This window comes from Rugosimonospora acidiphila (assembly GCF_039543385.1).
In the GTDB taxonomy this organism is placed as follows: Bacteria; Actinomycetota; Actinomycetes; order Mycobacteriales; family Micromonosporaceae; genus Rugosimonospora; species Rugosimonospora acidiphila.
Map to the genome: position 1 here is coordinate 79,058 of NZ_BAABJQ010000002.1, position 26,100 is coordinate 105,157.

15 protein-coding genes are annotated in these 26,100 nt (G+C 70.7%); 7 read left to right on the forward strand and 8 right to left on the reverse strand.

Features of this window, described 5'->3' with window-relative positions; translation table 11 throughout:
• Nucleotides 1–27 precede the first annotated feature (27 nt).
• The 4 genes from ABEA87_RS03395 to ABEA87_RS03410 all read right to left on the reverse strand — a co-directional run bounded on the left by ABEA87_RS03395 (nt 28) and on the right by ABEA87_RS03410 (nt 13,996).
• A complete protein-coding gene (locus ABEA87_RS03395; protein ID WP_345625913.1) occupies nt 28–2,691 on the reverse strand; it encodes a hypothetical protein in 2,664 nt (887 codons plus the stop codon).
• Between the two features lie 88 nt (nt 2,692–2,779).
• Nucleotides 2,780–3,190 carry a hypothetical protein gene (locus ABEA87_RS03400; RefSeq protein ID WP_345625915.1) on the reverse strand — a complete coding sequence of 137 codons (411 nt, stop codon included), beginning with the start codon at nt 3,188–3,190 and terminating at the stop codon, nt 2,780–2,782.
• A 16-nt stretch (nt 3,191–3,206) separates the two neighbouring features.
• A complete protein-coding gene (locus ABEA87_RS03405; RefSeq protein ID WP_345625917.1) occupies nt 3,207–13,232 on the reverse strand; it encodes an RHS repeat-associated core domain-containing protein in 10,026 nt (3,341 codons plus the stop codon).
• A 278-nt stretch (nt 13,233–13,510) separates the two neighbouring features.
• On the reverse strand, nt 13,511–13,996 hold the full coding sequence (locus ABEA87_RS03410; protein WP_345626556.1) for a class II fructose-bisphosphate aldolase: 486 nt from the start codon (nt 13,994–13,996) through the stop codon (nt 13,511–13,513).
• Between the two features lie 50 nt (nt 13,997–14,046).
• On the opposite strand from ABEA87_RS03410, the gene ABEA87_RS03415 reads away from it, so the two are divergent.
• Complete coding sequence (locus ABEA87_RS03415; RefSeq protein WP_345625919.1) at nt 14,047–14,787, forward strand: class I mannose-6-phosphate isomerase; 741 nt, start codon at nt 14,047–14,049, stop codon at nt 14,785–14,787.
• A 62-nt stretch (nt 14,788–14,849) separates the two neighbouring features.
• On the opposite strand, the gene ABEA87_RS03420 is transcribed toward ABEA87_RS03415, so the two are convergent.
• Complete coding sequence (locus tag ABEA87_RS03420) at nt 14,850–15,080, reverse strand: response regulator transcription factor (protein WP_345625921.1); 231 nt, start codon at nt 15,078–15,080, stop codon at nt 14,850–14,852.
• A 212-nt stretch (nt 15,081–15,292) separates the two neighbouring features.
• On the opposite strand from ABEA87_RS03420, the gene ABEA87_RS03425 reads away from it, so the two are divergent.
• Nucleotides 15,293–16,264: a zinc-binding dehydrogenase gene (locus tag ABEA87_RS03425; protein ID WP_345625923.1), complete on the forward strand. Its 972-nt coding sequence runs from the start codon at nt 15,293–15,295 to the stop codon at nt 16,262–16,264.
• Between the two features lie 51 nt (nt 16,265–16,315).
• On the opposite strand, the gene ABEA87_RS03430 is transcribed toward ABEA87_RS03425, so the two are convergent.
• Nucleotides 16,316–16,759, reverse strand: a complete 444-nt coding sequence (locus ABEA87_RS03430; RefSeq protein WP_345625925.1) for an FtsX-like permease family protein — start codon at nt 16,757–16,759, stop codon at nt 16,316–16,318.
• Between the two features lie 193 nt (nt 16,760–16,952).
• On the opposite strand from ABEA87_RS03430, the gene ABEA87_RS03435 reads away from it, so the two are divergent.
• Both ABEA87_RS03435 and ABEA87_RS03440 read left to right on the forward strand, forming a co-directional pair.
• Nucleotides 16,953–18,059, forward strand: coding sequence for a mechanosensitive ion channel family protein (locus ABEA87_RS03435; protein WP_345625927.1), 1,107 nt, complete (start codon nt 16,953–16,955; stop codon nt 18,057–18,059).
• A gap of 133 nt (nt 18,060–18,192) precedes the next feature.
• Complete coding sequence (locus ABEA87_RS03440) at nt 18,193–18,633, forward strand: YybH family protein (RefSeq protein WP_345625928.1); 441 nt, start codon at nt 18,193–18,195, stop codon at nt 18,631–18,633.
• 78 nt (nt 18,634–18,711) lie between these two features.
• Here the strand turns inward: ABEA87_RS03440 and ABEA87_RS03445 are convergent, their stop codons facing one another.
• The gene (locus tag ABEA87_RS03445; RefSeq protein ID WP_345625930.1) at nt 18,712–20,286 is read right to left on the reverse strand and encodes an MFS transporter; all 1,575 of its coding nucleotides are present in this window, start codon (nt 20,284–20,286) and stop codon (nt 18,712–18,714) included.
• A gap of 348 nt (nt 20,287–20,634) precedes the next feature.
• On the opposite strand from ABEA87_RS03445, the gene ABEA87_RS03450 reads away from it, so the two are divergent.
• From ABEA87_RS03450 to ABEA87_RS03460, 3 genes are read left to right on the forward strand one after another with little or no spacing between them, the layout of a single operon-like run.
• A complete protein-coding gene (locus ABEA87_RS03450) occupies nt 20,635–21,453 on the forward strand; it encodes an alpha/beta hydrolase (protein ID WP_345625932.1) in 819 nt (272 codons plus the stop codon).
• Nucleotides 21,450–22,436, forward strand: a complete 987-nt coding sequence (locus ABEA87_RS03455; protein WP_345625934.1) for an alpha/beta fold hydrolase — start codon at nt 21,450–21,452, stop codon at nt 22,434–22,436. Before ABEA87_RS03450 ends, ABEA87_RS03455 begins: the two co-directional genes overlap by 4 nt.
• Before the next feature lie 11 nt (nt 22,437–22,447).
• On the forward strand, nt 22,448–23,260 hold the full coding sequence (locus ABEA87_RS03460) for an SDR family NAD(P)-dependent oxidoreductase (RefSeq protein ID WP_345625935.1): 813 nt from the start codon (nt 22,448–22,450) through the stop codon (nt 23,258–23,260).
• Here ABEA87_RS03460 and ABEA87_RS03465 read toward each other — a convergent pair.
• The gene (locus ABEA87_RS03465; RefSeq protein ID WP_345625937.1) at nt 23,247–26,006 is read right to left on the reverse strand and encodes a helix-turn-helix transcriptional regulator; all 2,760 of its coding nucleotides are present in this window, start codon (nt 26,004–26,006) and stop codon (nt 23,247–23,249) included. The genes ABEA87_RS03460 and ABEA87_RS03465 overlap by 14 nt on opposite strands.
• Nucleotides 26,007–26,100 lie beyond the last annotated feature (94 nt).

Sequence of the window (26,100 nt, forward strand, 5' to 3'; positions counted from 1 at the left end):
GGTGTCCCCCGCCCGGACCCTCACTCATCAGCCCTGGGTAGCGGTGGTCGGGGGCGCCGGCAGGGTCTGCGCCGTGAAGCCCGTCCGAGCCGGGCCGGCGACCCTGGCCGCCTGTGCCCCCACGCCCGTCGAGCGCGCCTCGTAGATGCGCGTGTCGTTGTTGTCGTTGCGGAACACGAACGCCCAGGTGGGGTCGGTCCCGGTGGAGTACTGGAAGACCGTCGGGTCGGTCGCCGCGACATCACCCACCGTGCTGACGCTCACCCAGTCCCGCCACTCTCCCGAGCCCTGGATGGTCTCGCCGGTGCTCCAGATCGCACCGTCGGCACCCCGGGCGACCAGCTCGGTCTTACCGGTTGACGGGCTCAGCAATGCGGCCGGCGGCCCGGCCGCGGTAAACGTGCCGATCGTGTCCCAGGTCTCCGGGAACGCGCCGGTGGCATCCTGCTTCACGGTCTGGATCGAGCCGTCGGCCGCCCGCGCGAAGATGGCCAACCGGTTGCCCGGGTAGGCGATGACCGAGGGCTGGCCGGTGAAGCCGGAGCCGGCCAGCGTGGTGCAGCCGGACGTGGTGCGGTTGCTCGCGTACAGAACGGTGGTCACCGCCCCGGACGGGGTCAGCGCGAACACCTGGAGCCCGCTGGCGACCGGCACCACCACGGGGGTACCGGACAGGCCGCCGACCCCGAGGCTGACCCAGGAGGCGTACCCGCCGTTGGCCGCCTTCTCCGGCAGCGCCCACAGCACGCCGCTCGCGTCGACCGCGAAGGCGACCAGGGTGCCGTCGGTCTGGCGGGCGATCGCCGGCTCCGAGGCCATCGGGCCGGCCGGGTCGCTCCAGGCACCCCAGACCGCCGGGTCGTTGCTGGTCTCGGTGTTCACCGCGATGGTGCCGTCGGCGTTGTGGGCCACCACGGCCAGCTTGCCGTCGGCCTGTCCGGCCAGCGACGGAGTGCCGGTGAGCGCCAGCGTGCCGGAGATGACCGTCCACTGCACCGACAGCACGTTGTTCGGGTCGGTCTGGTGGCCGTGCAGCAGCCAGCCGACGTTGTTGGTGTAGGCGTACTCGATGGTGCCCGCCGATCCCCCGTTCGCGGGCGCCTGCATGGCGACCGTCGGGGTGAACTTCTGCAGATCCACCGCCGCGGCCTCGCGCGGCGCCAGGTTGGTCAGCGCCACCACGTTGCCGGAGGCCGGCGTGCCGCTCCCCGCCTCACCGGACGCGCCGACGGCCGCTTCCGCCTTGCCGTCCCCGGTGATGTCGCCGAGCGCGACCCCGGCGCCGAACGCGTCACCGGTCTCGTTGCCCTCGCTCACGTCGGTCTGCCCCAGGCGCCGGCCGAGGTTGAGGCTGCGGGTCGAGCCGGTCTGCCGCGGGCCACCGCCGAACAGGTACGCGTCGCCCGCGCCGGTCGCCGTCCCGTACGACTTGCCGGGCGCGCCGATCAGCAGGTCCGCGTACCCGTCCTTGTCCACGTCCCCGGTCGCCAGCGAGGCGCCGAACTTGTCACCGGCCCCGATCACCTCACCGGTGTACGACTCATCCAGCGTGTACCCGGCGGCGACCTGCGAGGACGCGCCGGGGAAGATGGCGATCGAGCCGCCGGCCGGCGCGGTGGCCGGAGCCTCGCCGGGGATGCCGACCGCGATGTCGGCGAAGCCGTCCTTGTCGAAGTTGCCGACGGCCACCGCAGTGCCGAACGCGTCGCCGGTCTCGCTGGCGCCGCCGTCGCTGCCCTGGCTGCGGCCGAATCCGGCGCCCTTGCCGCCGCTGGCGCCGGGGATCACGTAGATCGCGCCGCTGCCGGCCGGCTCGTCGCCGGGTGCCTCGCCGGGGGTCCCGACCACCAGGTCTGCGTGGCTGTCCCCGGTCACGTTCCCGATCGCCAGGGAGGTGCCGAACTTGTCACCGGCCTCGTTCGTGCCCTGCGCATCGGACTGGTCGACCCCCCAGCCACGCACGACGCCGGTCGACGATCCCTTGTAGACGGATGCCGATCCACTGTGGACGGTACCGCCGCCGGGCGCCTCACCCGGTGCCCCGATGGCCAGGTCGGCGTACCCGTCACCGTTGAGGTCACCGGCCGCGAGCGCGGAACCAAAGGCGTCCCCCGCCTCGTCGCTGGCACCGCCGGTGGTCTGGCCGTAGAAGGTTCCGGTGTTCAGGCCGCTCGCCGAGCCGGGGAAGACGGCGACAGCGCCGGAGCCGGTCGCGGTGCCGACCGCCTCGCCGGGGATGCCCACGGCCAGGTCGACGTACCCGTCCTTGTTGAAGTCGCCGGCGGCCAGCGCCGCGCCGAACTTGTCACCGGCCTCGTTGCCGGCGCCGATGTTGGTCTGGGTGAGCCGCTTACCGGTGGTCGACAGCCCGGCGGCCGAACCGTTGAACACCGTGACCGTGCCGGAGGCCGCGCTGCCCACCTTGTCGGCTGGCGCGCCGACGGCCACGTCGGCGAAGCCGTCCTTGTTGAAGTCGGCGACCACGACCGCCGACCCGAACTTCGCCCCGGCAACGTCGGCGCCGCCCGTGGCGGCGGCGGGGTACACGATGTGGTGTGTGTACAGGTCGGGCGCGACGCACGCGGTGGCGGCGTCGGCCGGCGACGGCGCCACACCGGCGACCACGAAGGCGGTCGCTGCGGCGGCCACCGAGGCCGTACTGAGCAGGCGGATTAACTGACGATGAGCCATGGCGCCCTTTCCCCGATATGTTGCCCGTCGCGGACGCGACGGGCACGTTGACCGCGCCGGCAGGTTTCGACGCCGGCACGGCAGCGTGCTAGTCGAACCCGACCAGGTTGGGTTGAAGCATCTCCGGATCGTCGGCGTGGAACACACGCAGTAACCCGTTCCTCACCCGCCCGATATCCTCGGCGCCCAGCTGCAGTTCCAGCACCACCCGGGCGGGCAGCCTGAGTACCTCGCGAGCCTCGTCGGTGAGGTCCACCTCCACCGATGAGTCCCGCCAGGTCACCGTCCGCACTCCGCCGTAGTAGGTGCGATGGTCGGCGGTAACCACGCAGTAGGGCGGCGATCCGGCCCGCCCGTCCCCGTAAATTCCGCCGACTCCTCGCTGAAACTCCAGGCCAGAGACGTCGCCGTTGGCCTCTTCCCGGAACAAGGCCAGCGCGTAGTAGTCGCCGCGCGCGCTGGACTCTTCCTCCTGAATCTGGTTTGCCGAAAGGTTCATCTGTGACTCCCAACCATCATTTCGGCCAGGTGCCGCTCGGCCCGTGGTACTGGATGTCGGCACCCATGCCCTCGATGAACTCGCTCATCAAGTTCTTACACCGGCCGCACGGATCCAGCTCGCCCCACAGGTGCAGCGTGTCGCCCTCCTCGACCGGTACGTCAGCATGCAGCCCGAAGTACGGATCGTTGGGAATATTTTGTTTCGCCGGCAGCCCGAACATTCGCATCAGCCGGTTTTCGGTGTTCGTGACGGCCTGTCGGTTCCAGCCGCCCGGGACCTGGCTCTCCTCGGGCGTGGTGTTGCCACTCCACAGGCTGCCGGACACCTTGGAATTCCCTTCGGCGTCCCGCAGGTCGTAGGTCAGCCGGTGGCCGGCGTCCTTCGGAACGAACGTCGCGCAGTTGTGGACGAGGACCGGGGTGTCGCCAGCGAGTACGTAATAGGTGTGGACACCGTCGATCGTGAGGTTGTAGACCGTGGTGGTCAGCGTGTACGCGTCGGTGGAGACCACCGACGCGTCGGTGTCGTTCTGGCCCTCCAGCCGCTGCCCGGGGGTCAGCGAGTAGGCGTCCTCCCAGTGCCCGCCCGCCGTCGGGTCGTGGCTGATCGGCTGGCCCCGGTCGTCCACCCAGAACGGGTGGTTGGCGGTGGCGATGACGAAACCGTTCGCGTGCTGGCCACCGGCGCCGGTCGCGGCCGCGCTGGCCGCCACCGTCCCGGCCGAACCCCCGGCGCCCACGCCGGACACGGCTGCGACCGCGATCGAGACGAGGCTCTTCTTGCCGGTACCGGTGATGACATCGGTGACCGGCTGGACCGAGGTCTTCCCGGTGGTCGGGTCGGTGGCGATCACCTTGTCGCCGATCCGCACGTCCTCGATCCGCCGGTGGCTGCCGTCGGCCATCAGCACCTCGGTGCCGGCCGCGAAGCTGTTCCCGCCGCAGACGCCGCTCGCCAGCTTGCCCGCGCCGTGCAGCAGGCCGCCGGTGGCGGCGCCCACCACGCCCTGTTCGAGGACTTCCCCGGCATTGATGTGGCCGGTGGTCAGCAGCTGGGTGGTGGCGTCGCTGCCGGCCGCGGCCAGGCCGCCGCCGAGCATCGCCACGGCGAAGCCGCCGCCGAGGCCCCCGGTCGCCGCGGCGATCGCGCCGCCGACCCCACCGGCCACCGCACCGATGGCCGCGCAGCCGGCGATCGAGTGGCCCGGTGGACAGTTCATCGCGTTGGCCACGGCGCCGCCGACCGCGCCGGCCAGCGCCGCGCAGCCGACCGCGCCGACGCCGGTCCAACCGATGGCCACGCCACAGCCGATGCCGACCAGCGCGCCGGCCGCGATGCCGGCGATCTCGCCGGCGTGCTCCTGGGCGAACTCGGACACCGCCTGCGCCGCGGTGTCGACGGCCTGCACCACGACGCCGGCCGCCTGCACCGCCTGCTGGTAGATCACCTTGACGGACTTGGCGACATCCTGAACGACGTCCCGCACGGTGGACACCACCGAGGCGGCCACGTGGGCCGAGGCGGAGACCACCTTCTTCAGCCCGGAGTAGATGGGCTTGACCGCGGCGGCCAGCGCCGGCAACGGGTTGTGGTCGGCCGCCCACTTGGCCGCGCTCTTGGCGACCGCGGTGACGTGTTTCGCGGCCGCGAGCGCCGCGGCCTTCGCCTGGGCTGCTTTCTGGGCCGCCCATTGGGCGGCGGCGGCGGCCTTGTTGTAGACCCACTTGGCGGCCGAGACCACCTTGCTCGCCACGTATTTGACCGCGGCCTTGGCCTTGTCGTAGACCCACTTCGCGGCCGAGGAGATGGCGTGCGCGACCGTCTTGACGGCCGACCAGGCGTAGTTGGCCACCGTGACGGCCGCGTGGTAGACGGTGCTCGCGGCCTTCTTCACCGTCGAGGTGACGGCGTGCGCGGCCTTGTGGCACCAGCCGCAGGAGGGCCAGTGGCCGTCCGGGTCGGTCTCGTCCATCGGGTCGCCGGCCGCGTAGGTGTAGCGGTTGGCCAGGATGGAATCGCCGGAGGTGTAGTCGACGTCGTCACGGGAGTCGAAGGTGCCGCTGCTCGGGTCGTACCAGCGGGCGCCCATGTTTACCTGATCGGTGTCCGGGTCGGTCCACTCCCCCTGGTACCCGAGGTTGCCGTCGCTGCCGTCGGTGGCGATGACGTTGCCGTACGGGTCGTACGCGGTGGACGAGGACAGGCCGCTCAGCGTGGTGTCGTCCGGGTCGAAGCCGCCGACCACGTCGCCGTGCTGGTCGGTGACTGCCAGCTGATCCTGCTGATCCTGCTGGCCCTGACCGATCGCGAGCAGTTCGTCGAGGGCGCCGTAGGCGTAGTCGGTGGTGCCGTCGGAGACCGGCTGGTCGTCCTGGCCCGCGTAGTCGAACGTGGTGTCGTTGCGGGTGGCCAGCCGATCCAGGCCGTCATAGCTGTAGCCGTTGCCGTCGTCTGAGATGAGCCGGTCGAAGGCGTCGAACGAAAAGTCCTCGGTGTACCCGGAGCTGGTCCGGGAGGTGAGGTCGCCGCGGGCGTCGTAGTCGTAGGAGTATTCGCCGTCGGAGAGCACCCGGTCGCGCTGGTCGTACGTGGCGGTCTTGTCGCCGGCACGGGTGCGGTTGCCGGACGCGTCCCAGTCGTACTGGGTGGTGCCGGCGCTGCCGTTGGTCCACGAGGTCAACCGGCCGGCGTAGTCGTACCCGTACGTGTTCTGGGCGGCGCCCGCCGTACCGGCGGTGGTCTTGCTGGTCAGATCGTCGTTCGAGTCGTACCCGTACCCGATCGACGACACCGTCTGATCGGCGCCGTTGCGCAGGGTGTCCGAGTCGGTGCGCCCGAAATCGTCGTACCCGTAGGTGCGCACCCGGCCGGCGCCGTAGTCCACGGTGGACAGTTGCCCGGACGCGTCGTACCCGAGGGTCTGGGTCACTCCGGTCAGGCCGTCGGTCTCGGTGTTCAGGCGTCCGTTGAGATAGCCGAAGGTGGCGGTGCCGGCCGCGTCCGTGCGGCTGGTCACCTGGCCGTCGCCGTCGTAGCCGAAGCTGGCCGTGCCGGACGGGCCGGCCGCGCTCAGCATCAGCCCGCGGTCGTCATAGGTGTAGGTGTCGGTGCCGCCGGGCGCGCTGGCCTTGGTCAGCCGGCCGGCCAGGTCGTAGTCGAGTGCCCGGTCCGTGGTTTGCGCCTCGGCGCCGGTACCGGTCTCGGCGGTCAGTCGGTCGGCCGCGTCGAAGGTCCGCTGGTCGGTGACGCCGCCCGGTGCGGTCATCGCGACCGGGTTGCCGTTGGCGTCATAGGTCGCCGTCCAGGTGCGGTCGGCCAGCGCCGGCTGGGTGTCGGTGGCCGGTTCGATGACCGCCTGCGGCAGGCCCAGGCTGTTGAAGGTGTAGATGGTCGAGTTCTGGCGCCCGTCGGTGTAGCGGGTACGCTCGCCGGCCGCGTCGTACCCGAAGCTGGTGGTGATCGACGAGCTGTCGGTCACCGGCTCGGTCTGGCTGGTCAGCTGGTCGAGCGCGTCGTAGGTGTAGGTGGTGTCGTGCTTCTGCGGGTCGGTCGCGGTGGTCAGGTTGCCGGCCTGGTCGTACCCGTAGTGCTCGGTGCGCAGGACGTTGCCCTGAGCGTCGAGGTCCGAGTCGCTGCTCAGCAGGCCGAAACCGTCGTACACGCTCTGCGAGGTGCGGCCCATTCCGTCGGTCTGGCGCACCTGCCGGCCGTCGAAGTCGTACCCGTACTGGGTGACCACGTGGGACGGGTCGGTGCTGCGGGTCAGCTCGCCGGCCTTGTCGTACTCGCTGGTGGTGGTCGCTCCGGTCGGGGAGACGACCGAGGTGGCGTCGCCGGCGTCGTCGTAGGTGTATCGGGTGGTGAGGTTGACCGCGGTCGGCTTGCGCTCAACCTCGGTGAGGGTGACCGGGCGATCCAGGTCGTCGTAGGTGGTCTCGACGCGCGCCCCGGTCGGGTCGGTCACCGACAGCACGTCGCCGGTGCGCGTGTAGGTGTAGTGCCACACGGCGCGGTCGTCGTTGGTGGCGCTCGGCTCGTCCTGGGTGACCATCCGGTTGAGCCGGTCGTAGGTGTACTTGGTGACGTTGCCGCGCGGGTCCTTGGACTCGGTGACGTTGCCCAGCGCGTCGTACTGGCTGGACGAGACCGGCGTGATGGTGGAGCCGGCCGGCAGCTTGTACGGGGGCTCGGTGACCGAGGTCTGGCGGCCCAGCGCGTCGTAGCCCACCCGGGTGACGTTGCCGAGTTCGTCCTGCGTTTCGACCGGCTCGTCGAAGGTGTCGTACCCGGTCAGCTGGGTCGGATTGGTGGTGACCGGCGCTTGGCCGTCGTGCTCGGTGGCCACCGCGGGCATGGTCACCGTGGTCGGCCGGTTGAGCGCGTCGTACTGGTAGGTGGTGGTGTACTGGGTCGGATCGGCGCCGGAGACGTTGCCCCGCGGGTCGACGGTGGAGGTGAGCAGACCCCGGGGGTCGTAGTTGTAGGTGGTGACCCGGGTCGCGCCGCCCGCGGTCTGGGTCTGCCGGGTCTGGTTGCCGGACAGGTCGTAGTTGTAGTCGACGACCTCCGGGGTGGCCGACACCGCCCACGGTACGTTCGAGGGGTTGCCCGAGGTCCGGACCTCGGTGACGTTGCCGTCCTGGTCGTAGGTGAAGGCCGTGGCGCGGGACAGGCCGCCGGGGTCGACCACGGTGCTGGCCACCTGGCCGTTTGCCCCGTAGGTGGACGCCGTGGTGACGCTGCCGTTGCCGGTGACCTGCTGGGTGGGGTTGCCCGCGGCGTCGTAGGAATCGGACTCCACCACGTAGTCCCTGGTGCTGCCGTCCGGGTTGTGCATCCCCTTGAGGGTGATGGACTTGAGCAGGTCGTCGTCGTAGTAGGCGTACTCCAGGTGGTGGCCCATCGCGTCGGTGTCGCTGACCATCCGGCCGGCGAAGTCGTACGCGTAGGAGTGCAGCACCAGTTCGTCGCCCGGCCCCGCGTCGCCGGCACCGTCCGGGTCGTCGTGCCAGTCGCGCAGCCGGATCTCGGCGATCATGTTGCGCGCGGTGTACCCGTACTCGTACTCGTTGCCGTTGGCGTCCACCATGGACGTGCGGTTGCCGAAGTCGTCGTACCCGTAGCTGGTCTCGTTGCCCAGCGCGTCGGTGACGCGGACGAGGCGGTCGTGGTCGTCGTAGTCGTAGGTGGTGGTGCGGGTCGGGTCGCCGCCGAGCAGGTCGGCGACGTCCGTCCTGGTGAGGTTCCCGTCGGCGTCGTAGGTGTTGGTGGTGCGGCCCTGGTGCTGCACGTTGGTGACCACGTCGGTGGTGGGTGGCTCGGTCGTGCTTACCAGTCGCGACAACGCGTCATAGGTGTAGGTGGTGGTGACGCCCGACGGGGTGGCGCTGGACACCTCGGTCTCGCTGACCTTGCGGCCGAGGGCGTCGTAGGTGAACGTGGTCGTCAGCCCCGACGGGTCGACGGACTGGGCCAGGTCGCCGTTGGCGTAGTAGCTGTACTTGGTGATCGCATTGCGCGGATCGGTGCTCTTGAGCAGCAGGCCCGGTGGCATCGCGCCGCCACCGTAGGCGGCCTCGGCGCCGGTGGTGAAGGTGTTGAAGGTGGTTCCGTTGTCCGGGTTGGTCTGGGTGGCCACCTCACCGGTCGAGCTGTAGGTGTACGAGGTGCGGTAGGTGTTATCGGTGGCGCTGGCCGAACGGGCGTCCCTGGTCTGGATCGGCACGTCGTTGCGCGGGTCGAACGGGCTGGTGACCGTGGGGTAGGTGTTGTACGAGGTCTGGCACTGCGACGGTGTCGTCCTCGTCCGGCACGTCGTGGTGGAGGTGACGTTGCCGCGGGCGTCGTAGGTCATGGTGACCGTGTCGCCGTTCTCGTTCGTCACCTGGTTCTGGAAACCGTTGGCGTCGTAGCCGAACGTGCGGATCGCCATGCCGTCGAGGTCGTGCCCGACGAAGACCGGACCGTCGGCATCGCCCGGAATCGTGGTGCAGAACTGCGGGTCGCCCGGGTCGGGGCTGGTGCACACCTGGCTCGGGGTCGGGGTGGGCGCCGTGGTTGGTGGCGTGTAGCCGGCCTTGTCCTCGTCCTTGATGGTCAGGCCCAGCGGCGAGCCCGAACGCACCATCCGCCCGGCGAGCGCGTCGTACTCGTACAGGTAGGGCCGGCCGGACGGGTCGAGGACCTCCACGGCGCGGCGCAGGTCGGTGTCGCCGCCGTAGACGACGGGCGCGCCGATCGTCCAGGTGCCGCCGTTGTCGTCGGTGTAGGTGGTCACCCGGTCGGTGTCCGTGTCGTACCCGACCTGGGTGGCGACCTTGCCGCTGGGCAGCGTCACCGTGGTCAGCTGGTCGGCGGCGGTGGTGCCGTACTGGTAGTGGGCGGCGACCGCGGTCGGACCCAACGGGTGGGTGTAGGTGGCCACCTCGTCGACCACGCCGTTGTAGTACCGCTGTGCCGTGCTGCCCCAGCCCGGCCAGGACGTGGGCGACGACGCGTAGCCGGCACCCACCTGGTTGTAGGTCAACGTGGAGGTGTCGCCCGGGGACCCGGTCAGCGTCCCCATCACCGCGCCGTCCAGGTACAGCGTCTGGGTGTTGCCCATCTCCGACAGCACCGCGTGGTGCCACTTGCCGTCGTTGACCAGCTTGGTGGAGCTGATCGGCGCCGCGGTGCCGGTCCAGAACTGGCCGTGCAGCTTGCCGTCCATGCCCTGGTAGAGCACCGGCACGCCGAGCGTGGACGCCTGCCCGACGGCCTTGTCCTGGTACCCGACCAGGGGCCCGCCGCTGCTGGTCACGGGGGACTTGAACCACAGCTCGACCGCCGCGTCCCGGCTCTTCTTGAGCAGCCCCTCGGGCAGGTCCAGATAGGACGAGGTGCCGTTGAACGTGCCCGCGGTGTCGGCACTGCCGGCCAACGGGCTGCCGGTGGTGCCCAGCGTCACGTTGTGGTACGTGCCGGCGTCCTTGCCCAGGTTAACCGCGATCTGGCTGCCCGCCGCGGTGCCGCCGGACTCACCGAGCCGGTAGTAGGACTCGGGTCGGTCGTCCAGCACGCTACTGCGGTAGTGCGACCCGGTCTCGTAGTCGTAGCCGGTGCACACCGACCCGGGCGCGCACACCTTCGTGAGCAGGTCCCCGGTGTAGGTGTAGTTCCACGTCAGCCTGGCCCCGTCGACCGGGTCGGTGCTGACCGTGGCCACATGCGCGCCGCTCCAGGTGAACGTCAGCGACCGGCCGGCGGTGTTGGTCTGGCTGTTGGACACCTGCGCCTTGGTCAGCTTGCCGGTGTTGTCGTAGGTCAGCACGACCGAGCGCAGCGCGACATCGGTGATCTTCGCGAGCCGGCCGCCGGCGGCGAACTGGTAGCTGCTGCCGGTCTTGTCGAGCAGCTTCCAGCCGCCGGTGCCGTCCGGGGTCAGTTGCGCGTCGCGGCCGGCCGGTGGCGCGTAACTGCCGTCCGGATTTTTGCCGAACCGGACCTCTTCACCGTCCGGATAGGACACCACGACGTTGCCGGTACCGTCGTTGTCGGGCACCAGCTTCATGTCGTACTGGGTGGTCCACCCCGCACCGAACAGCGAGGTACGCCGCGGGTCCAGGCTGTTATACGTACGCACCACCGTCAGCGCCGGTCCCACGGTGGCCTCGGACGCGTCGACCGCGGCGGTGCTGTAGTTGCCGACCTGCGGGTCGTACTCCTTGTCCTGGGTGCCGTAGGGTGCGTTGGCCACGTGCGAGGTGATTTCCGGCTGCGGCACCGAGGTCAGCAGGGCGGACCGGTCCGAGGCCACCTCGTTGCTGGCGTCCTTGACGAAGGACCGCCACAGGTAGGTCTTGCTCCACTTCAGCTGCCCGGCCGGCACCGTCCACTCGGGAGTCTTTTGGTAAGCGGTGGTCGTGCAGTTGACCGGGTTGCCCGAGGCGTCCTGCTCGCAGACCTCGAACCTGTACTGCAACGAGCTGCCCGGTGGGGCGTCGATGTCCAGCGCGTTGGCCCACAGCTGCGGGGTCAACGTCTGCGCCTGGTACCCGTTGGGCGGGAACAGCGCCTGGAACACCGGCGGGATGTCGAACACCTGGATCACGATGCGGCCGGGCGGCACCTGCTCGTCGGTGAACACCGGGCCGCCGGTGCGCACCATGGTGAAGTCCAGGAAGTACTTGCCCGGCGGCAGCGCCTTGATGGTGGCGTCGAGGGTCACCTTCGCGTTGCGGGCCACGGTGCTGGTGAGGTTGGCAGCGCGCTGCTGGGTGACCGCCTTGCCGGTGTCCTCGTTGTAGGCGCGGTAGGCCAGGTAGTAGTTGCCGGGCGTCCAGGCCGCGGCGCTGAGGTTGGTGACGGTCACCTTGACGGTGCCGTTCTGGTTCTGTAACACCGGCGGGTTGGGCACCGGGCTCGGAATCGAGTACGTCGCGTTGTACGGGCTGTGCGTCACGTACAGCTTCGGCGCGTTCGCCGTACTCGTGCCGGCGAATGCCTTCCACGTGTCGCTCTCGCCGCTCGGGGCCTTGAAGGCCAGACCGTAGTTCGGCTGCCCGTTGACCCAGCCCTGCACCAGCTTGCGGCCGGCATTCCCGAGGTCGAACAGCACCGCGCTGGTCGGGCAGCTCGACTGCGACTGCCCGAGACCGATGTGCCCGTACGCGAACGACTTGCTGGTCAACGCGGAGCCGACGGACGGGGCGCTGCTGTCGTTCGACGACCACGACGAGGTGACCGGGTACACGCTGACCGGGCGCGCCTTGCACGACTCCGCGTCGTAGTTGACCACCTGCAGTTGGGCACCGTAGATGGTGTGGTACTGCAGCTGGGAGGGCAGGCCACCGAACTTGATGTACGAGCTGGCGTTGGAGCCGCCCACGTCGCCGACCTGCAGCTCGTTGTTGCCCGATCCGCCGTGCCCGCCGCTCACCACCAGGCTGCTGTCCGCGGCCGAGGAGGCCACGCTCGGGTCGACCCGCACCGGGAACGCGCGAGCCGGATCGGCCAGCCACCCGGCGTCCAGCGTGACTGTCAGCGCGAGGTTCGCACCGGCCCCGGTGAGCTGGTAGGTGACGCCGGCCCCGCCGTCCCGGGCGCCGGCCGCGTCCGACATCGACCCGGCCGGGATCACCGCCCGGGGGGCGCCGGAGGCGTCGCTGAGCACCACGTCGCCGCCCGACAGCCGCGCGGACAGGCCGGTCAGGTGCAGCGGGAACACGAACGAGGTGGGCGCCTGCGCCGAGTGCAGGACGAGGGTCTCCTTGACCCCGCCGTCCACCGACTGCAACTCCACGTCCACGCCGGGGCGCGCGCCCGGGTAGGTCACCGCGCTGCCGGACGCGGCGCCGGCGACCCCGGCGGCGCCCTGGAGCGCGAACGCCATCGCGTGGCCCGCGTCGAACGACACGCTGGCCAGGTCGGCCGCGTCGGCCCGCCCGGCCAGCCGCACACCCACCGAGTCCGCGGCGTTGCGCCATCCCCCACCGGCCGGCACCAGGCGCGGATCGATCGGCGCCCAGCTGCCGTCGGTGCTGCGGTAGTTCACCGGCGTACTGGAGAACTCGGTGGTCTCGGTGCCGTCAGTGTTCGCGTACGTGGTGTCGTACGCGCCCCGGTGCCCGGACTCCGGCATGCTCGTCTTCGGGTCGTACCCGCGAACGGTGCTCGGCGGCGGTGCGACCACCGACGCGGTGTTCGGCTTCGGTTTGGGCGGCGGCGCGGCGTCGTGCAGCGGATAGGTCGAGCGCAGCGTGGAGGGCTGCGTGTGGTTGCCCGAGGAACCGACGAGATGTTGTTGACCGGCCGCCGATCCCCAGCGCTGCGCCGGCATTGCCCCGACGCGGTGATGACCGCCTCCACCACCGAAGTGCGGCAACGGCCACGTCGAGGTGACCGGCACGCCTCCGCCGTCGCTGGCCTCCACGAGCAGCAGCGACAGCGTCACGAGGATGGCGCTCACCCGTAACGCGCGGTCGCGCAGTGTCCGAAGTCGGCGATCCTTGCGTCCGTGGACGCGGTCCAGCCCGAGCATGTCTCCCCCGTATGCATGCATCCGCCAGATGTATAGCAGAGGAGAACTATATGAAATTTTCGATCATTATCAACGCCGGGTAGACGGCGATGATTATCACAGCGATCGATAGCTCGGCCGTGATCGGGTCCGGTGCAGCGAGAACGTCAGGAACACCGGGGCGGCCCGTGATCGACAGTCGCAATACCGACATTCCCGATGCCGGTCATACGGGTAGCATCACCCGTTTGGCGGCGCCGCGCCGGCTTCGGCCGGGATCCTGGCAGCGGTGCTGGCGGCGCGGCACTGCCCGGGTACGCCTACTGGAGCGAGGGTGTGCCGATCGTCCGCAGCAGGCGGCTCACCTCGTGGGCCATCGCGGTCCGGGCACCGGCCAGATACTTGCGCGGATCGACCACCGCGGTGTCGGCGTCGAGGAACTGCCGGACGCTGCGGGTGTAGGCGACGTTCAGCGCCGTGCCGACGTTGATCTTCCGCATCCCGGCGTCGACGGCGCGCGCGAGTTCCTCGTCGGGCACGCCCGAGGAGCCGTGCAGTACCAGCGGGACCGGCACCGCCGCCGCGAGTTCGCGGATGAGCTCATGGTCCAGGGCCGCCGTGCGGGTGGTCATGGCGTGCGAACTGCCGACGGCCACGGCGAGCGCGTCCACGCCGGTGTCGCGTACGAACTGCCGTGCCTCGGCGGGATCGGTGCGCACTCCGGCGGCGACGTGTTGTTCTACGCGGTGCTGGCGACCATGGCGTTCCCCGCCTACACGACCCTGATCCCGCCGACCCCGCCGGATTCCTCGGCCCGGCCCACGTCGCCCGGTACGGCGACGACACCAGGCTGCTCGTGAAGCTGCTCAACCCGACCCAGCGGCTGTTCGTGCACTTCCACCCCGACGCATCCTTCGCCGCACGGCACCTCAACTGCCGGCACGGCAAATCCGAGGGCTGGATCATCACCGACGTCGACCCGGCCGCCGGCACCGGCGAGGTCTACCTCGGGTTCCGGGACGGCGTCGAGGGCTCCACGGTGGCCGCCTGGGTGGCCGGACAGCGCGTACCCGCGATGCTCGACGCGATGAACCGGATCGCCGTGCGCCCGGGCGACACCTTCTTCGTTCCCGCCGGAACTCCGCACGCGATCGGCGCGGGCATCACCGCCGTCGAACTGCAGGAGCCGACGGACTTCTCGATTCTGCTGGAGTGGACCGGTTTCGACCTCCCGGCGCGGGCGCGGCACCTCGGCCTCGAATCCGACGTGGCACTGTCCGCCCTGGACCGCACCGGCTGGGACGCCACCCGACTGGCCCAACTCCGCCTGGTCCGGGCGTCCCAGGACCCCGCCGTCACCCGGATCTTCCCAGCCGGCGCGGACCAGTTCTTCCGCGCCGAGCGCGTGCGGTCCCCGGCGACGTTCGAACCCGAACACACCATCCTCATCGTGCTGGACGGCGACGGTGCGCTGACCGCCGACGCCGGCACCATCGAGCTCCATTGCGGTACCTGCGTCCTGGTGCCATTCGGCGCCGGCGGGTACCAGCTCACCGGAGCGGTCGACGCCATCCGCTGCCTGCCGCCGGCGCCCTGACCGGCCACGCGCCCCGGCGGTACCGTCTCCCGTAGGCGCGGCCGACGCCGCGTCCCCATCGCTCAGCCGATGTCGTGCCGGTGCGCGTAACCGATCGCGGCGGCACGGTCGCGGGATCCGGTCTTGGCGAAGATGCGGTTGACATGGGTCTTGACCGTGTGGCCGCTGAGGAACAGCCGCCGGGCGATCTCCGGATTGGTCAACCCGTGCGCGATGAGGCCCAGGATCTCCAGGGCTGCGGCAGCCGTGGAGCCGGATCTGGCCGAAGCTCCGCAACTATGCATGAGCGTCATGGCTCGACGCGGCCGACGTGGTTTCGTCGTCGCTGATCGCGCATGAGCGTGGGCATCCGGCGACACTCGGATGGCGAGGTGACCCGGTGGCTCGGTGAGATCTCGGTCTCGTCCGAGGTCACGGTGATTGACCTCAACGTGACTTGAAGTTGCAGGCTTCCGCTGTTCGTGTCGGGGAAAGCCCGTGTCGGGAACGGAACGGAGAAGGTAGCGTGCGAGTGGTTCAGGTGACCCAGTTCGGGGGGCCTCAAGCGCTGATTCTCGGCGAGGCGCTGGATCCGGTGCCAGGGCCGGGCCAGGTCGTGGTCGAGGTCGCGGTGGCGGGCATGACGTTCGTCGAGACGCAGATCCGGCGGGGGGTCGATCGATGGCACGAACGGCCGCGGTTGCCGTACGTGCCGGGCGGCCTGGTGGCCGGGCGGGTGGGCACGGTCGGCGAGCGAGTTGATCCGGAATGGTTGGGGCGGCGGGTGATCGCCCGCACGGGAGAGACCGGCGGCTTCGCCGAGCGCGCGGTGGCCGCGTTCGGGGACCTGTTTCCGGTGCCTGGCGGACTGGGCCTGCCAGAGGCTGTCGCCCTGTACAGCGATGGCAGCACGGCGCTGGGGCTGGCGGAGAACGCCAGGATCGCCTCGGGTGATTGGGTGTTGGTCGAAGCGGCGGCCGGTGGCGTGGGCAGCCTGCTGGTACAACTCGCCGCGGTGGCGGGGGCGCGGGTCATCGGAGCCGCTCGTGGATCGCGCAAACTGGAGGTGGTGCGGGAACTGGGCGTCGACGTGGTGGTTGACTACTCCGAGGCGGACTGGGTCGAGCGGGTGCTGGATGCGACCGGTGGCGCGGGGCCGGATGTGGTGTTCGACGGTGTCGGCGGCCAGATCGGGCGGGCTGCGTTCGAGATGACCGCCCGCGGTGGGCGTTTCTCGGTGCACGGCGCGGCCAGTGGCGATGTCACACTCGTCGACCCCGAGGAGGCGCGCCGCAGGGGTGTGGACGTGATCGGCATCGGGCAGCTCTCGAGTTTCCGACCGAACGTAGCGCGGTGGGCGCAGCGGATGATGTCTCAGGCAGCAGCGGGACTCGTCCGGCCGATCATCGGGCAGACCTTCCCGTTGGAACAGGCCGCGGACGCGCACGCCGCGATCGAGAACCGGACCGCCGTCGGAAAGACCCTGCTGCTGATCTGACCGGGGCATCGCTACATCGGCCTTCCGGTCCGCGGTGCTTCGCCCGCGCCCTCATTCGATCCGCAGGGCGTCGGGTCGGGTCACGGCTCGGAGGAATGGCAGCGTGGCGGCCGTGGCGAGCAGGCAGGCGACCAGCGTGGCCGCACCGATGGCGGCGTACCCGTGCCACGGTAACGGCGGTGGGGCGACCCCGGTCGACGCGCTGAGCCCGATGAGCAACCAGGAACTGGTGGCGGTGACGAGTACGGCGAGGCCGATGGTGAGCACCAGCGGCAGCGCCGTGTACAGCAGGGCGCCGCGCCGTAGCACCCGGACGGGGGTTCCCATCGCGGCCAGTGCCGAATGTGCCCGGTGCCGCTCGCGGATGCCGTCGGCGGTGGTGACGGCCAGCGAGAGCCCGCCGGCCAGCACCACGGCGATGGCCATGAGCAGCGCCGCACGGGTGTAGCCGCCCGAGGAGGACCGGGTCAGCGCCACGGCCTCCTCGGCGGTCACCGGTGGAGGGGGGGTCTGCTGCCCGCCGAGGCGCGCTCGGACGCCCTCCAACGTTCCGGCCCGGCCATCGGTGGCGACGAGGAGGTTCGGGAACGGGCGTGCGCCCGACCATCCGGCGACCCGCCCGGAGCATCGAGCCTGGGCGCCTTATACCCTGTCGACCGACTTTCGCGACGGGACGGGGTGGGCTGGCTTGTTAACCGAAGCGGTCAATGGGCGGGAGATCGTCGTCGCGGTTGCGGCCATCGGTGGCGGAATCATCGGTGGTCTCATCTTGCGCACGGTGTTCGGATGGGCGGCCCGGGGCCTGCGCCGGACCCGGTGGACCGGCGACGAACTGGTCGCGGACCTGCTCCGCAACGTAACGTTTGTCGCCGCCGTCGTGGCCGGCCTGTGGGGTGCGGCGGTCAGCCTTCCGCTGACCGCACAGGCACGCGACGTGGCCGGCCGCGTGCTCATCATCGCGCTGGTGGTGGTCAGCACGGCGTACCTGTCCCGCATGATCGGTGGGCTGATCCGGTCGGTCACCGAAGCGCGAGTCGGCATCGCCTCGTCCGCCTCCATCTTCGTCAGCATCACCCGGCTGGCCATCTTCGTGCTCGGGATGCTCGTCCTGCTCGAGACGCTGGGGGTGTCGATCACGCCGGTGTTGACCGCGCTCGGCGTCGGCGGGCTCGCGGTCGCCCTGGCACTGCAGGAAACCCTCGCCAACCTCTTCGCGGGCATCCATGTGCTCGCGTCCAAGGAAGTGGAACCCGGTGCCTACATCAGGCTGAACAGTGGGGAGGAGGGGTACATCGTTGACGTGAACTGGCGCCAGACAACGGTGCGCCAGATCGGCAACAACCTGATTATGGTGCCGAACTCGAAGGTCGCCAACGCCATCGTCACCAACTTCCATCAGCCGGAGCGGGAGATGTCCGTGCTGGTGCAGGGACGCGTGGCCTACGACAGCGATCTGGAGCAGGTCGAGAAGGAGACGATCGAGGTCGCCCGAGAGGTCATGCGCGAGGTGAACGGCGGTGTACCGACACACGAACCCACCGTCCGCTTCCATACCTTCGCTGATTCCTCAATCAACTTCTCCGTCGCCCTCCGAACCAGCGAGTTCGCCTCCCAATACCTGATCACCCACGAGTTCATCAAACGGCTGCACGCGCATTACCGGCGGGTCGGCATCCAGATCCCATTCCCGACGCGAACGCTGTTGTCCGCCGAGCGCTCCGAGCGCTCCGAGCAACGGGAGCGCTGGGAGGACCGGGCATCGGTACCGCGAGGCCGGGTGGGTTCGATGACGTGAAAGCCGCGGCCGTACGCTCAGCCGGTCCGCCACCCGCGCCGTCTCCGCAGGAATCGGCCTGACATTCCCGGCACCTGCCTCGTCGTACCGGGAGAAGCCGAGATTCCACACCGATGGGAAGGGGTGGGCAGCGATGCCTACGCAACGCGAGGAAGCCGAAGCCAAGATCAGGCAGCAACTCGAGAGGATCGTCGAAGGAATCCGGGCCAAGGATCTCGAGGGCCTCAAGCGGCTCTACGCAACGGACGTGGTCTCCTTCGACGTCGAGCCGCCGCTGCAGCACGTGGGGATAGAGGCGAAGTTGAAGAACTGGACGAAGGTGTTCACGTTCTTCCGGGAGGTGAATTATGAGCTTCGCGACCTGACCCTTACCGTGGGCGATGATCTGGCATTCGGCCACGGTTTCGGTCGGCTCAGCGGCACGCTGAACAACGGGACGGCGACAGGCGGGATGTGGGTCCGAGGCACTTTCTGCTTCCGAAAGCTCGACGGCAATTGGTTGATCACGCATGACCAGGCTTCTGTGCCGTTCAACATCACAAGCGGCAAGGCAGTGACTGACCTCGAGCCCTGACGGCTCGCGGAATTTCGGGGCGTCGCGGGGTGGTGTTTTCCCATGCCCACCAGACAGCACCGGTGAGCTGATCCGGGCTCAGCCGGCTGCGACATCGGCCATCCGGCGTTCGGTGGCGGTGATGTCCTCCAGGCGGCGGCGTCGGGTCTCGATCACCAGCGCCAGCGCGAGCAGCGCGGCCAGCGCCATCGGCACCGCGCCGACCGCGGCCGTCACCGGCAGAGAAGGCGTTGCCACCGCGGCCACCACAAGCGCGATGATGAGAACCCCGCCCGCCTTGGTCATCGCGGCCACCAGGCCGGTGCCGCGCGAACGGATCCGCGTGGGATAGATTTCCGCGCCGTACGCCGACAGCACCGCGACCACCGAACTGGATCCCCAGATGGGGATCACCAGCAGAGCGTAGAGCAGGTTACGGTGGTGAACCGCCGAGGCGCCGAGGATCGCGAAGCATCCCAGGGCGGCGGCGACGACCGCGTTCAGCCCGATCAGCGTCCACCGGGTCGAGCGGTGGTAGCAGAACGCGATCACAAAGTTCAGCGGGAACCCGATGAGGGCGGAGTCACGCAGCACCCGGTCGGCGGTGACTCCCGAGTAGCCGAGTTGCCGCAGGTTGGTGGGCAGCCACAGCTGGAAGCCGTACAGGACCAGCCCGATACCCACGCCGGCCAGGATGAGCACCGCGGTGAGACCGAGGAACGGCGGACGAAGCAGCTGGCGGTACGCGGTGGCGAGGCCGGACTCCACCTCGAGTTCGGAGCGTTCGATGGGCGTGATCTCGGCGTGGTACAGCCGCAGAACCTTGCGCGCCTCGGCATTGCGGCCGACGGCGAGCAGGTACCGCGGTGATTCCGGAACCCAGCGGATCAAAAAGATCAGCAGCAGGCCGGTGGGCAGGCCGATCAGCCAGAGGATCCGCCAGCTGTAGGTCGGCGTGAGTGTCTCCGACAACCAGCTGGTGATGACGTAGCCGCCGGCGATATCGCCGCCGATCAGAACGATGAGCCAACCGCGGTGACGGGCCGGCACCGTCTCCGACAGCAGGGCGAAGGCCACCGGCAACATGCCGCCGGCCCCGATACCCATGATGAAGCACATCACGAGGTTGAGATTGAAGCTGGGCATCGCACCGCAGATGGAGGTGCCGACGAAGATGACCCCGGCGAGGAGCATCGCGGCTCGGCGTCCGATGCGGTCGCCGAGCCATCCCCAGATCAGCGAGCCGATCACCGTCCCGGTGATCCCGCACAGCGGCAGCAACGCGACCGGGATGTGGGCGTGCGGGTTGAGCGCCGACTGCAGGCCGTACTCTTTGGCTGCCCCGGGGGCGACGAACGCCAACGCGGTCGGCTTCATCACGTCGATGGTGACGGCGATGGCGAGCACGAGGAGCAGGCGGATGTGGACCCAACCGATGCGCGCGTCGTCGATCGCGCGGACCCGCAGGTGGCTCGTCACCTCGTAGTTGGCCTTACGTGGCACCAACCCGTAGCCGGTCAGAGCGAGGCCGACCACGATAGCGATCATTCCGGCGATCATGTCGGTGTCCATCGGCATTCCGGCCAGCTGATAGTGCATGTCGCGGGCGGAGATGTACATCGGTAGGTGTAGGGCTACTCCGGCGGTCGTCAAACCGAGGCCGAGCCAGAACATGCCGGCTCGCCGGCCGCTCCGGCGATAGCCGAGGTCGCCGCGCCGCGCTTCGGTCACTGCCTGGTCAGAGGACATCGTGAACCCGCTCTCGAGTGGGGAACGTGCTGAGCGTCTCCAGGACGAACGTCGGCGAGATCGGCTGCCGGGTGATTTCGATGTCAGCCGTTGGAGTGTATTCACCGGTGCGGGCTACTTCTTCTCGCAGCTTGCTCGATTGCGCAAGGTGGAGCCGGAGTACAGGCTGGGTTACTGGGGACTTTCCAGGGTTCGAAGGGTACGGCCGGCGTGGTGCCCTGGTGGGCGGCCGGTGGCGCGACCGGGCGCCCGGCCACCCCGAGGAGGCCGACCATGACCACGCACACTCCTGTCCTGTTCATCCACGGGCTCTGGCTGCATGCCACGTCGTGGAACTCGTGGATCGACGTGTTCGAGCAGGCCGGCTACGCGGCCTCGGCCCCCGGCTGGCCGGGCGACCCGGACACCGTCGCCGAGGCGCGCGCCAACGCGGAGAGCATCGCCGACCACGGCATCGACGACGTCGTCGCCCACTTCGCGAAAATCATCGAGGGCCTGGACGCGAAGCCGATCCTCGTGGGCCACTCCTTCGGCGGCATGATCGCTCAGAAGCTGCTCGGGCAGGGCCTGGCCGCCGCCGCGGTGGCGATCGACGCCGCGCAGATCAAGGGTGTGCTTCCGTTGCCGCTGTCGGCGTTGCGGGCCACGCTGCCGGTGTTCAAGAACCCCTCGAACCGGCACCGGTCCGTCTCGCTGACGCCCGAGCAGTTCCGGTACGCGTTCGGCAACGCCATCTCGCCTGAGGAGTCCGACGAGCTTTTCGAGCGGTGGGCGATCCCCGCGCCCGGCAAGCCGCTGTTCGAGGCGGCCGCGGCCAACTTCGACCCGCACTCGCCGGCCGCCGTGAACACCGCCAACGAGCTGCGCGGGCCGCTGCTGCTGATGATGGGCGGTCGCGACCACACCGTCCCCGAGTCGGTCACCCGGGCAACCCTGAAGCAGTACCGCCACTCCAGCGCGGTCACCGAGATCATGGACTTCCCGGACCGGGCGCACTCCCTGACCATCGACCACGGCTGGCGCGAGGTGGCCGACGCCGCGCTGACCTGGCTGGGTACGCACGCCGAGGCGATCGCGCGGCCGGCGTCGTGACCCGCCGTACCCGCGCGTCCCGCCGCTGGTCGGTGGCCGCGGCCGCCGTGCTCGCCGCGCTCCTGCTGACCCCGCTGGCACCCGCCGCGTCCGGGTCGCCGAACGGTCAGCCCGTCGCGGATGCGCGGGTCCCGGCCGGGTTCACCGAGCGGCTGACGAGGGTCGGGCAGGTCCGGATCAACTACGTCCGCGGCGGCCACGGCCCGACTCTGGTGCTCCTGCACGGTTTCCCGGAGACCTGGTACACCTGGCATGAGGTTATGCCGGAGTTGGCCCGGCACTACACGGTCGTCGCGCCGGATCTGCGCGGATCGGGCGGCAGCGACGCGCCGCCCAGCGGCTATGACAAGAAGACGCTGGCCGCCGACGTCCACGGGCTGCTCGTGCAGCTCGGGCTCAGCCACGACATCCGGCTGGTCGGGCACGACATCGGCACCATGGTCGCCTATGCCTACGCCGCCGCCCATCCGGACGAGGTCAGCAAGCTCGTGCTCAGTGAGGCACCGATCCCCGACGACAGCATCTATACCTTCTCGTCGCTGACCGCGGATGGTCCGGGCGCCTGGCACTTCGGGTTCTTCAACCTCACCAACGGCCTGCCCGAGGCGCTGATCCAGGGCCACGAGCAGGTCTGGGTACGGCTGTTCGTCGACTCGCTGGAGGTACGCAAGGGCAGCGTCGGCCCGGCCGAGATCGACGAGTACGCGCGGTACCTGCGCGACCCCGCCCACCTGCGGGCGGTCCTGACGTACTTCCGCACGTTCCCTCGGGACATCGCCGACAACGCCCGCTACGGCGCGAAAAAGCTGACCATGCCCGTGCTGGCCATCGGCGCCGCCGGCAGCCTGAAGGACTTCGTGCCGAACCAGGTCGCCGAGTACGCCACGCACGTCACCGGTGTCGTCATTCCCGACTCCGGCCACTGGATGTACGAGGAGCAGCCGGCCGAGCTGACCGCCCTGCTGCTGCGCTTCCTGCACTGACCAACTCCGCATTGACGCATGTTGTGGGGGTCGCCATGGAACTGCACCTGACCGGCAAGGTCGCCGTCGTGACCGGCGCGAGCCGGGGCATCGGCCTGGCCGTCGTCCGGGCCCTGGCCGGCGAGGGCGTGCGCGTGGTGGCCGGTGCCCGGACCGTCACCGGTGAGCTGGCCGAGCTCGCCGGTGACGGCGCCGTGCGGCCGGTGGCCGTCGACCTGTCCACCGTCGACGGGCCGGGCCGGCTGGTGGCCGCCGCGGTGGCCGCGTTCGGGCGCATCGACCTGCTCGTCAACAACGTCGGCGCCGTCGCGCCGCGCCCGACCGGCTTCCTGGCCGTGCCGGACGCGGACTGGATCGCCACGCTGAACGTCAACTTCCTGGCCCACGTACGCACCGTGCGCGCGGCCCTGCCGCACCTGTACGCCGCCGGTACCTCGGCCATCGTGACCATCGCGTCGGTCAACGCGGCGCTGCCCGACCCGCTGGTCATCGACTACGGCGCCGCCAAGGCCGCGCTGGTCAACTTCTGCAAGGCGCTGTCGAAGGAGGCCGGGCCCAAGGGGGTACGGGTCAACACGATCAGCCCCGGCCCGGTCAGCACCGAGCTGTGGCTGGGCACCGACGGCGTGGCCGCCACCCTTGCCCGCGTCACCGGCGGCAATCCCGCCGCGATCGCCGACCGCGCGGCGCACGAGTCGGTCACCGGCCGATTCACCGAGCCGGAGGAGGTCGCCGGCCTCGTCCTCTACCTGGCCGGCGACCTGGCCGCCAACCTCACCGGTGCCAACCTCGCTGTCGATGGGGGCATGGTCACCAGCTTGTGATCTCACCGACGATCGCGTGCAACTGCGCCCGCGCGGTGATGCCCAGCTTCGGGAAGATGTTGTGCAGGTGGGTGCTGACGGTGCGGTGGGACAGGTACAGGGCCTGGCCGATTTCCCGGTTGGTCAGGCCCTGGGCGGCCAACTGGGCGATCTGCAGCTCCTGCGGGGTCAGCTCGTCGCGGCCGGGCACGGGCCGGACCCGGCTGGCCTCACCGGCGGCCCGCAGTTCCTGCCGCGCCCGCTCCGCCCACGGCGCGGTGCCCAGCGCGTCGAAGGTGTTGCGGGCCGCCCGCAACGGCGCCCGCGACTCGACGGGGCGGCGCTGCCGGCGCAGCCACTGGCCGTACGCGAGCTGGGTCCGGGCCCGCGAGAACGGCCACCGGCTGGTCTCGGCGTTCAGCGCCTCACGGAACAGCGCCTCCGCCCGGGCGTCCTCGGCCAGCACCGCCCGCGCGTAGCGCAGCCCGGCGTGCAGGGCCGGCGACGAGGTGCGGCGGCCCGCCGCCTCCAGGTCGAAGACCACCTCGACGACCGCGTCCCGCTGCCCGCTGTGCGCGGCCGCCTCGACCAGGTCGGTCAGGCAGAAGCATCGCAGCCCGACGTGGAACGAGGGGTCGCCCGGGTCGTGCATCCGGCGCAGTTCGCCGTAGGCATCGGCGTAGCGGCCCTCCGCCAGCGCGCCCCGCCCCCGGGCGAGCTGCGCGGTGGCCAGCACCGGCCGCACGGCGGCGGCCACGCCGCGCTGCTCCGCCTCGGCGGCCAGTGCCACCGCCCGATCTGAGTGGCCGCCCGACGCGGCCATCACCGCGGCGGCCGCCCGGGCGATGCCGAAAAACAGCGGCTGCGAGGTCTCCAGTGCCAGCTGCGCGGCCTCCTCGGCGGCGGGAACGCCCGCGCTCAGATCGGCCTGGTGGGCCGCGCACCAGGCCAGCGCGGCCAGCGCCCGGGTCAGCGAGCCGAGCCGGCCCTGGGCCCGCAGGTCGGCCAGCGACGCCGCGCAGCACGCCTCGGCCTGGTCGAAGGCGCCGATGATGACCGCCGCGCTGCCGAGCAGGCGCAACGTCTGCGCGTCCGCGCCGGCGCGTGCGGAGATGCGGCGCAGGCCCTCGATCACCACCGATCCCCGCTCGATCGGCGCCGCGAACGCGAGAATGGCCAGCCGATCGGGATCGTCGGCCTCGGCGGGAAGGGACTCGGTCACCGCCACGACCCGGTCCCTGGCCTCCGCGCCGGCCTGCGACCAGAAGCAGCGCAGGGCGGCGCTGTTGAGCAGCCGCATGGCCAGCCGGACCCCGCCGTGCTCACCGGCGACCCGGTCCGCGACCTCGGCCAGCGCCGCCGGCCCGGTCTTCTGGTCGCGCAGGCCGTCGCCGAAGCTCGACTCCATCCACAGCCGCTGCGCCTGCTGCGCGAACGACAGGCCCCGGGCCTCCGCCTCCCGCAGCAGCCCGCCGACCACGTCGTAGCGTCCGAGGTCGACGGCCAGATCGGCGGCGCGCAGCAGCCGGTCGGCCGAGCGCCCCGGATCGACGGTGAGCTGCCCAGACCGCTGCAGGGCGGCGACGGCGGTGACCATGGCGCCGCGGTGGCGCGCGTGCTGAGCCGCCTCCTCAAGTTCGTCCGCGACGACGTCGTCGGGCCCGAGGCACGCACCGGCCCGGTGCCACACCCGCCGATCGGCCTGCCCGCCCACCACGCCGGCCAGCGCGGCGTGCGCGGCCAAGCGCTGCGCCAGCGGGGCACGCTGCTGGATCGCCGAGCGCATCAGCGGGTGCCGGAAGCGAATGGTGGTGCGGTCGACGTCAACGAGGTGCGCGTCGACGGCCGGGGTCAGGTCGTCGACCGCCACCGCGGCGCCGGCGACGGCCGGGGCGGCGGCGAGGGCCTCGGCAAGCGCGTCGCCGTCGTTGACCGCCGCGACCAGCAGCAGCGCCTGGGCCGCCTCCGGCAGCCCGGACACCCTTGCCGCGAACGCCTCCTCCAGACGGGCGGTCAGTGGCCGCCGCTGCGGCTCCAGCGGCTCGGGCGGCTCAGCGCCACGCCGCGAGGCCGCGATCGGCAGCTCGACCAGCGCGAGGGGGTTGCCGGCCGCCTCGGCCAGCAGCCGCCGCCGCACCTCCTCGGCCAGGCCCGGCGCGCGGGCGTCGAGCAGCGCGCCCGCCGACGCGTCGTCCAGGCGGTCCACGCGCAGCTGCTCGAGGGCGGCGCCGAGCCCGCCGGCGTACCCGTCCCTGGTCGCGGCCAGCAGCACGATCGGGTCGGCCTCCAGCCGGCGGGCGACGAACGCCAGCACCTCGGCGCTGGGCGGGTCCAGCCAGTGCGCGTCCTCGACCAGGAGCAGCGCGCCGGCCCCGGCGGCCGCCTCGGCCAGCAGGTTCAGCACCGCCAGCGCGATCAGGAACAGGTCCGGCGCCGCGCCCGGCGCCATCCCGAACGCCGCCAGCACGGCCGCACGCTGCGGGCCCGGCAGCTCCTCGGCCCGGCCCAGGACGGGCCGCACGAGCTGGTGCAGGCCGGAGAACGGCAGCCGCGCCTCCGCCTCGGTCCCGGTCGCCGAGAGGATCAGCAGGTCGAGGTCGACCGCGAGCCGGCGGGCCTGCCGCAGCAGCGCCGACTTGCCGATCCCGGCCTCGCCGCGCACCACGAGCGCGCCACCGCGGCGGCGGGTCGACTCGACCAGCTCGGCCAGGCGCCGCGACTCCCGCTCACGCCCGAACAGCGCCGGGCCCGGATCGTCAACCGTCATTGCCCATCCGCCTTCCGCGGCAACCGGCACCATCCTGCCCAACCGGCGCGGCCGGCGCCAGTACGTACGCAAGCCGTCACGTGACGTATGGAGC

What these genes read in the sequence shown, in the direction of transcription:
- ABEA87_RS03450 (WP_345625932.1), top strand. Translation starts at nt 20,635, where the DNA reads ATGACCACGCACACTCCTGTCCTGTTCATCCACGGGCTCTGGCTGCAT.
- ABEA87_RS03395 (WP_345625913.1), bottom strand. Translation starts at nt 2,691, where the DNA reads ATGGCTCATCGTCAGTTAATCCGCCTGCTCAGTACGGCCTCGGTGGCC.
- ABEA87_RS03445 (WP_345625930.1), bottom strand. Translation starts at nt 20,286, where the DNA reads ATGTTCTGGCTCGGCCTCGGTTTGACGACCGCCGGAGTAGCCCTACAC.
- ABEA87_RS03440 (WP_345625928.1), top strand. Translation starts at nt 18,193, where the DNA reads ATGCCTACGCAACGCGAGGAAGCCGAAGCCAAGATCAGGCAGCAACTC.
- ABEA87_RS03405 (WP_345625917.1), bottom strand. Translation starts at nt 13,232, where the DNA reads ATGCATGCATACGGGGGAGACATGCTCGGGCTGGACCGCGTCCACGGA.
- ABEA87_RS03420 (WP_345625921.1), bottom strand. Translation starts at nt 15,080, where the DNA reads ATGACGCTCATGCATAGTTGCGGAGCTTCGGCCAGATCCGGCTCCACG.
- ABEA87_RS03400 (WP_345625915.1), bottom strand. Translation starts at nt 3,190, where the DNA reads ATGAACCTTTCGGCAAACCAGATTCAGGAGGAAGAGTCCAGCGCGCGC.
- ABEA87_RS03465 (WP_345625937.1), bottom strand. Translation starts at nt 26,006, where the DNA reads ATGACGGTTGACGATCCGGGCCCGGCGCTGTTCGGGCGTGAGCGGGAG.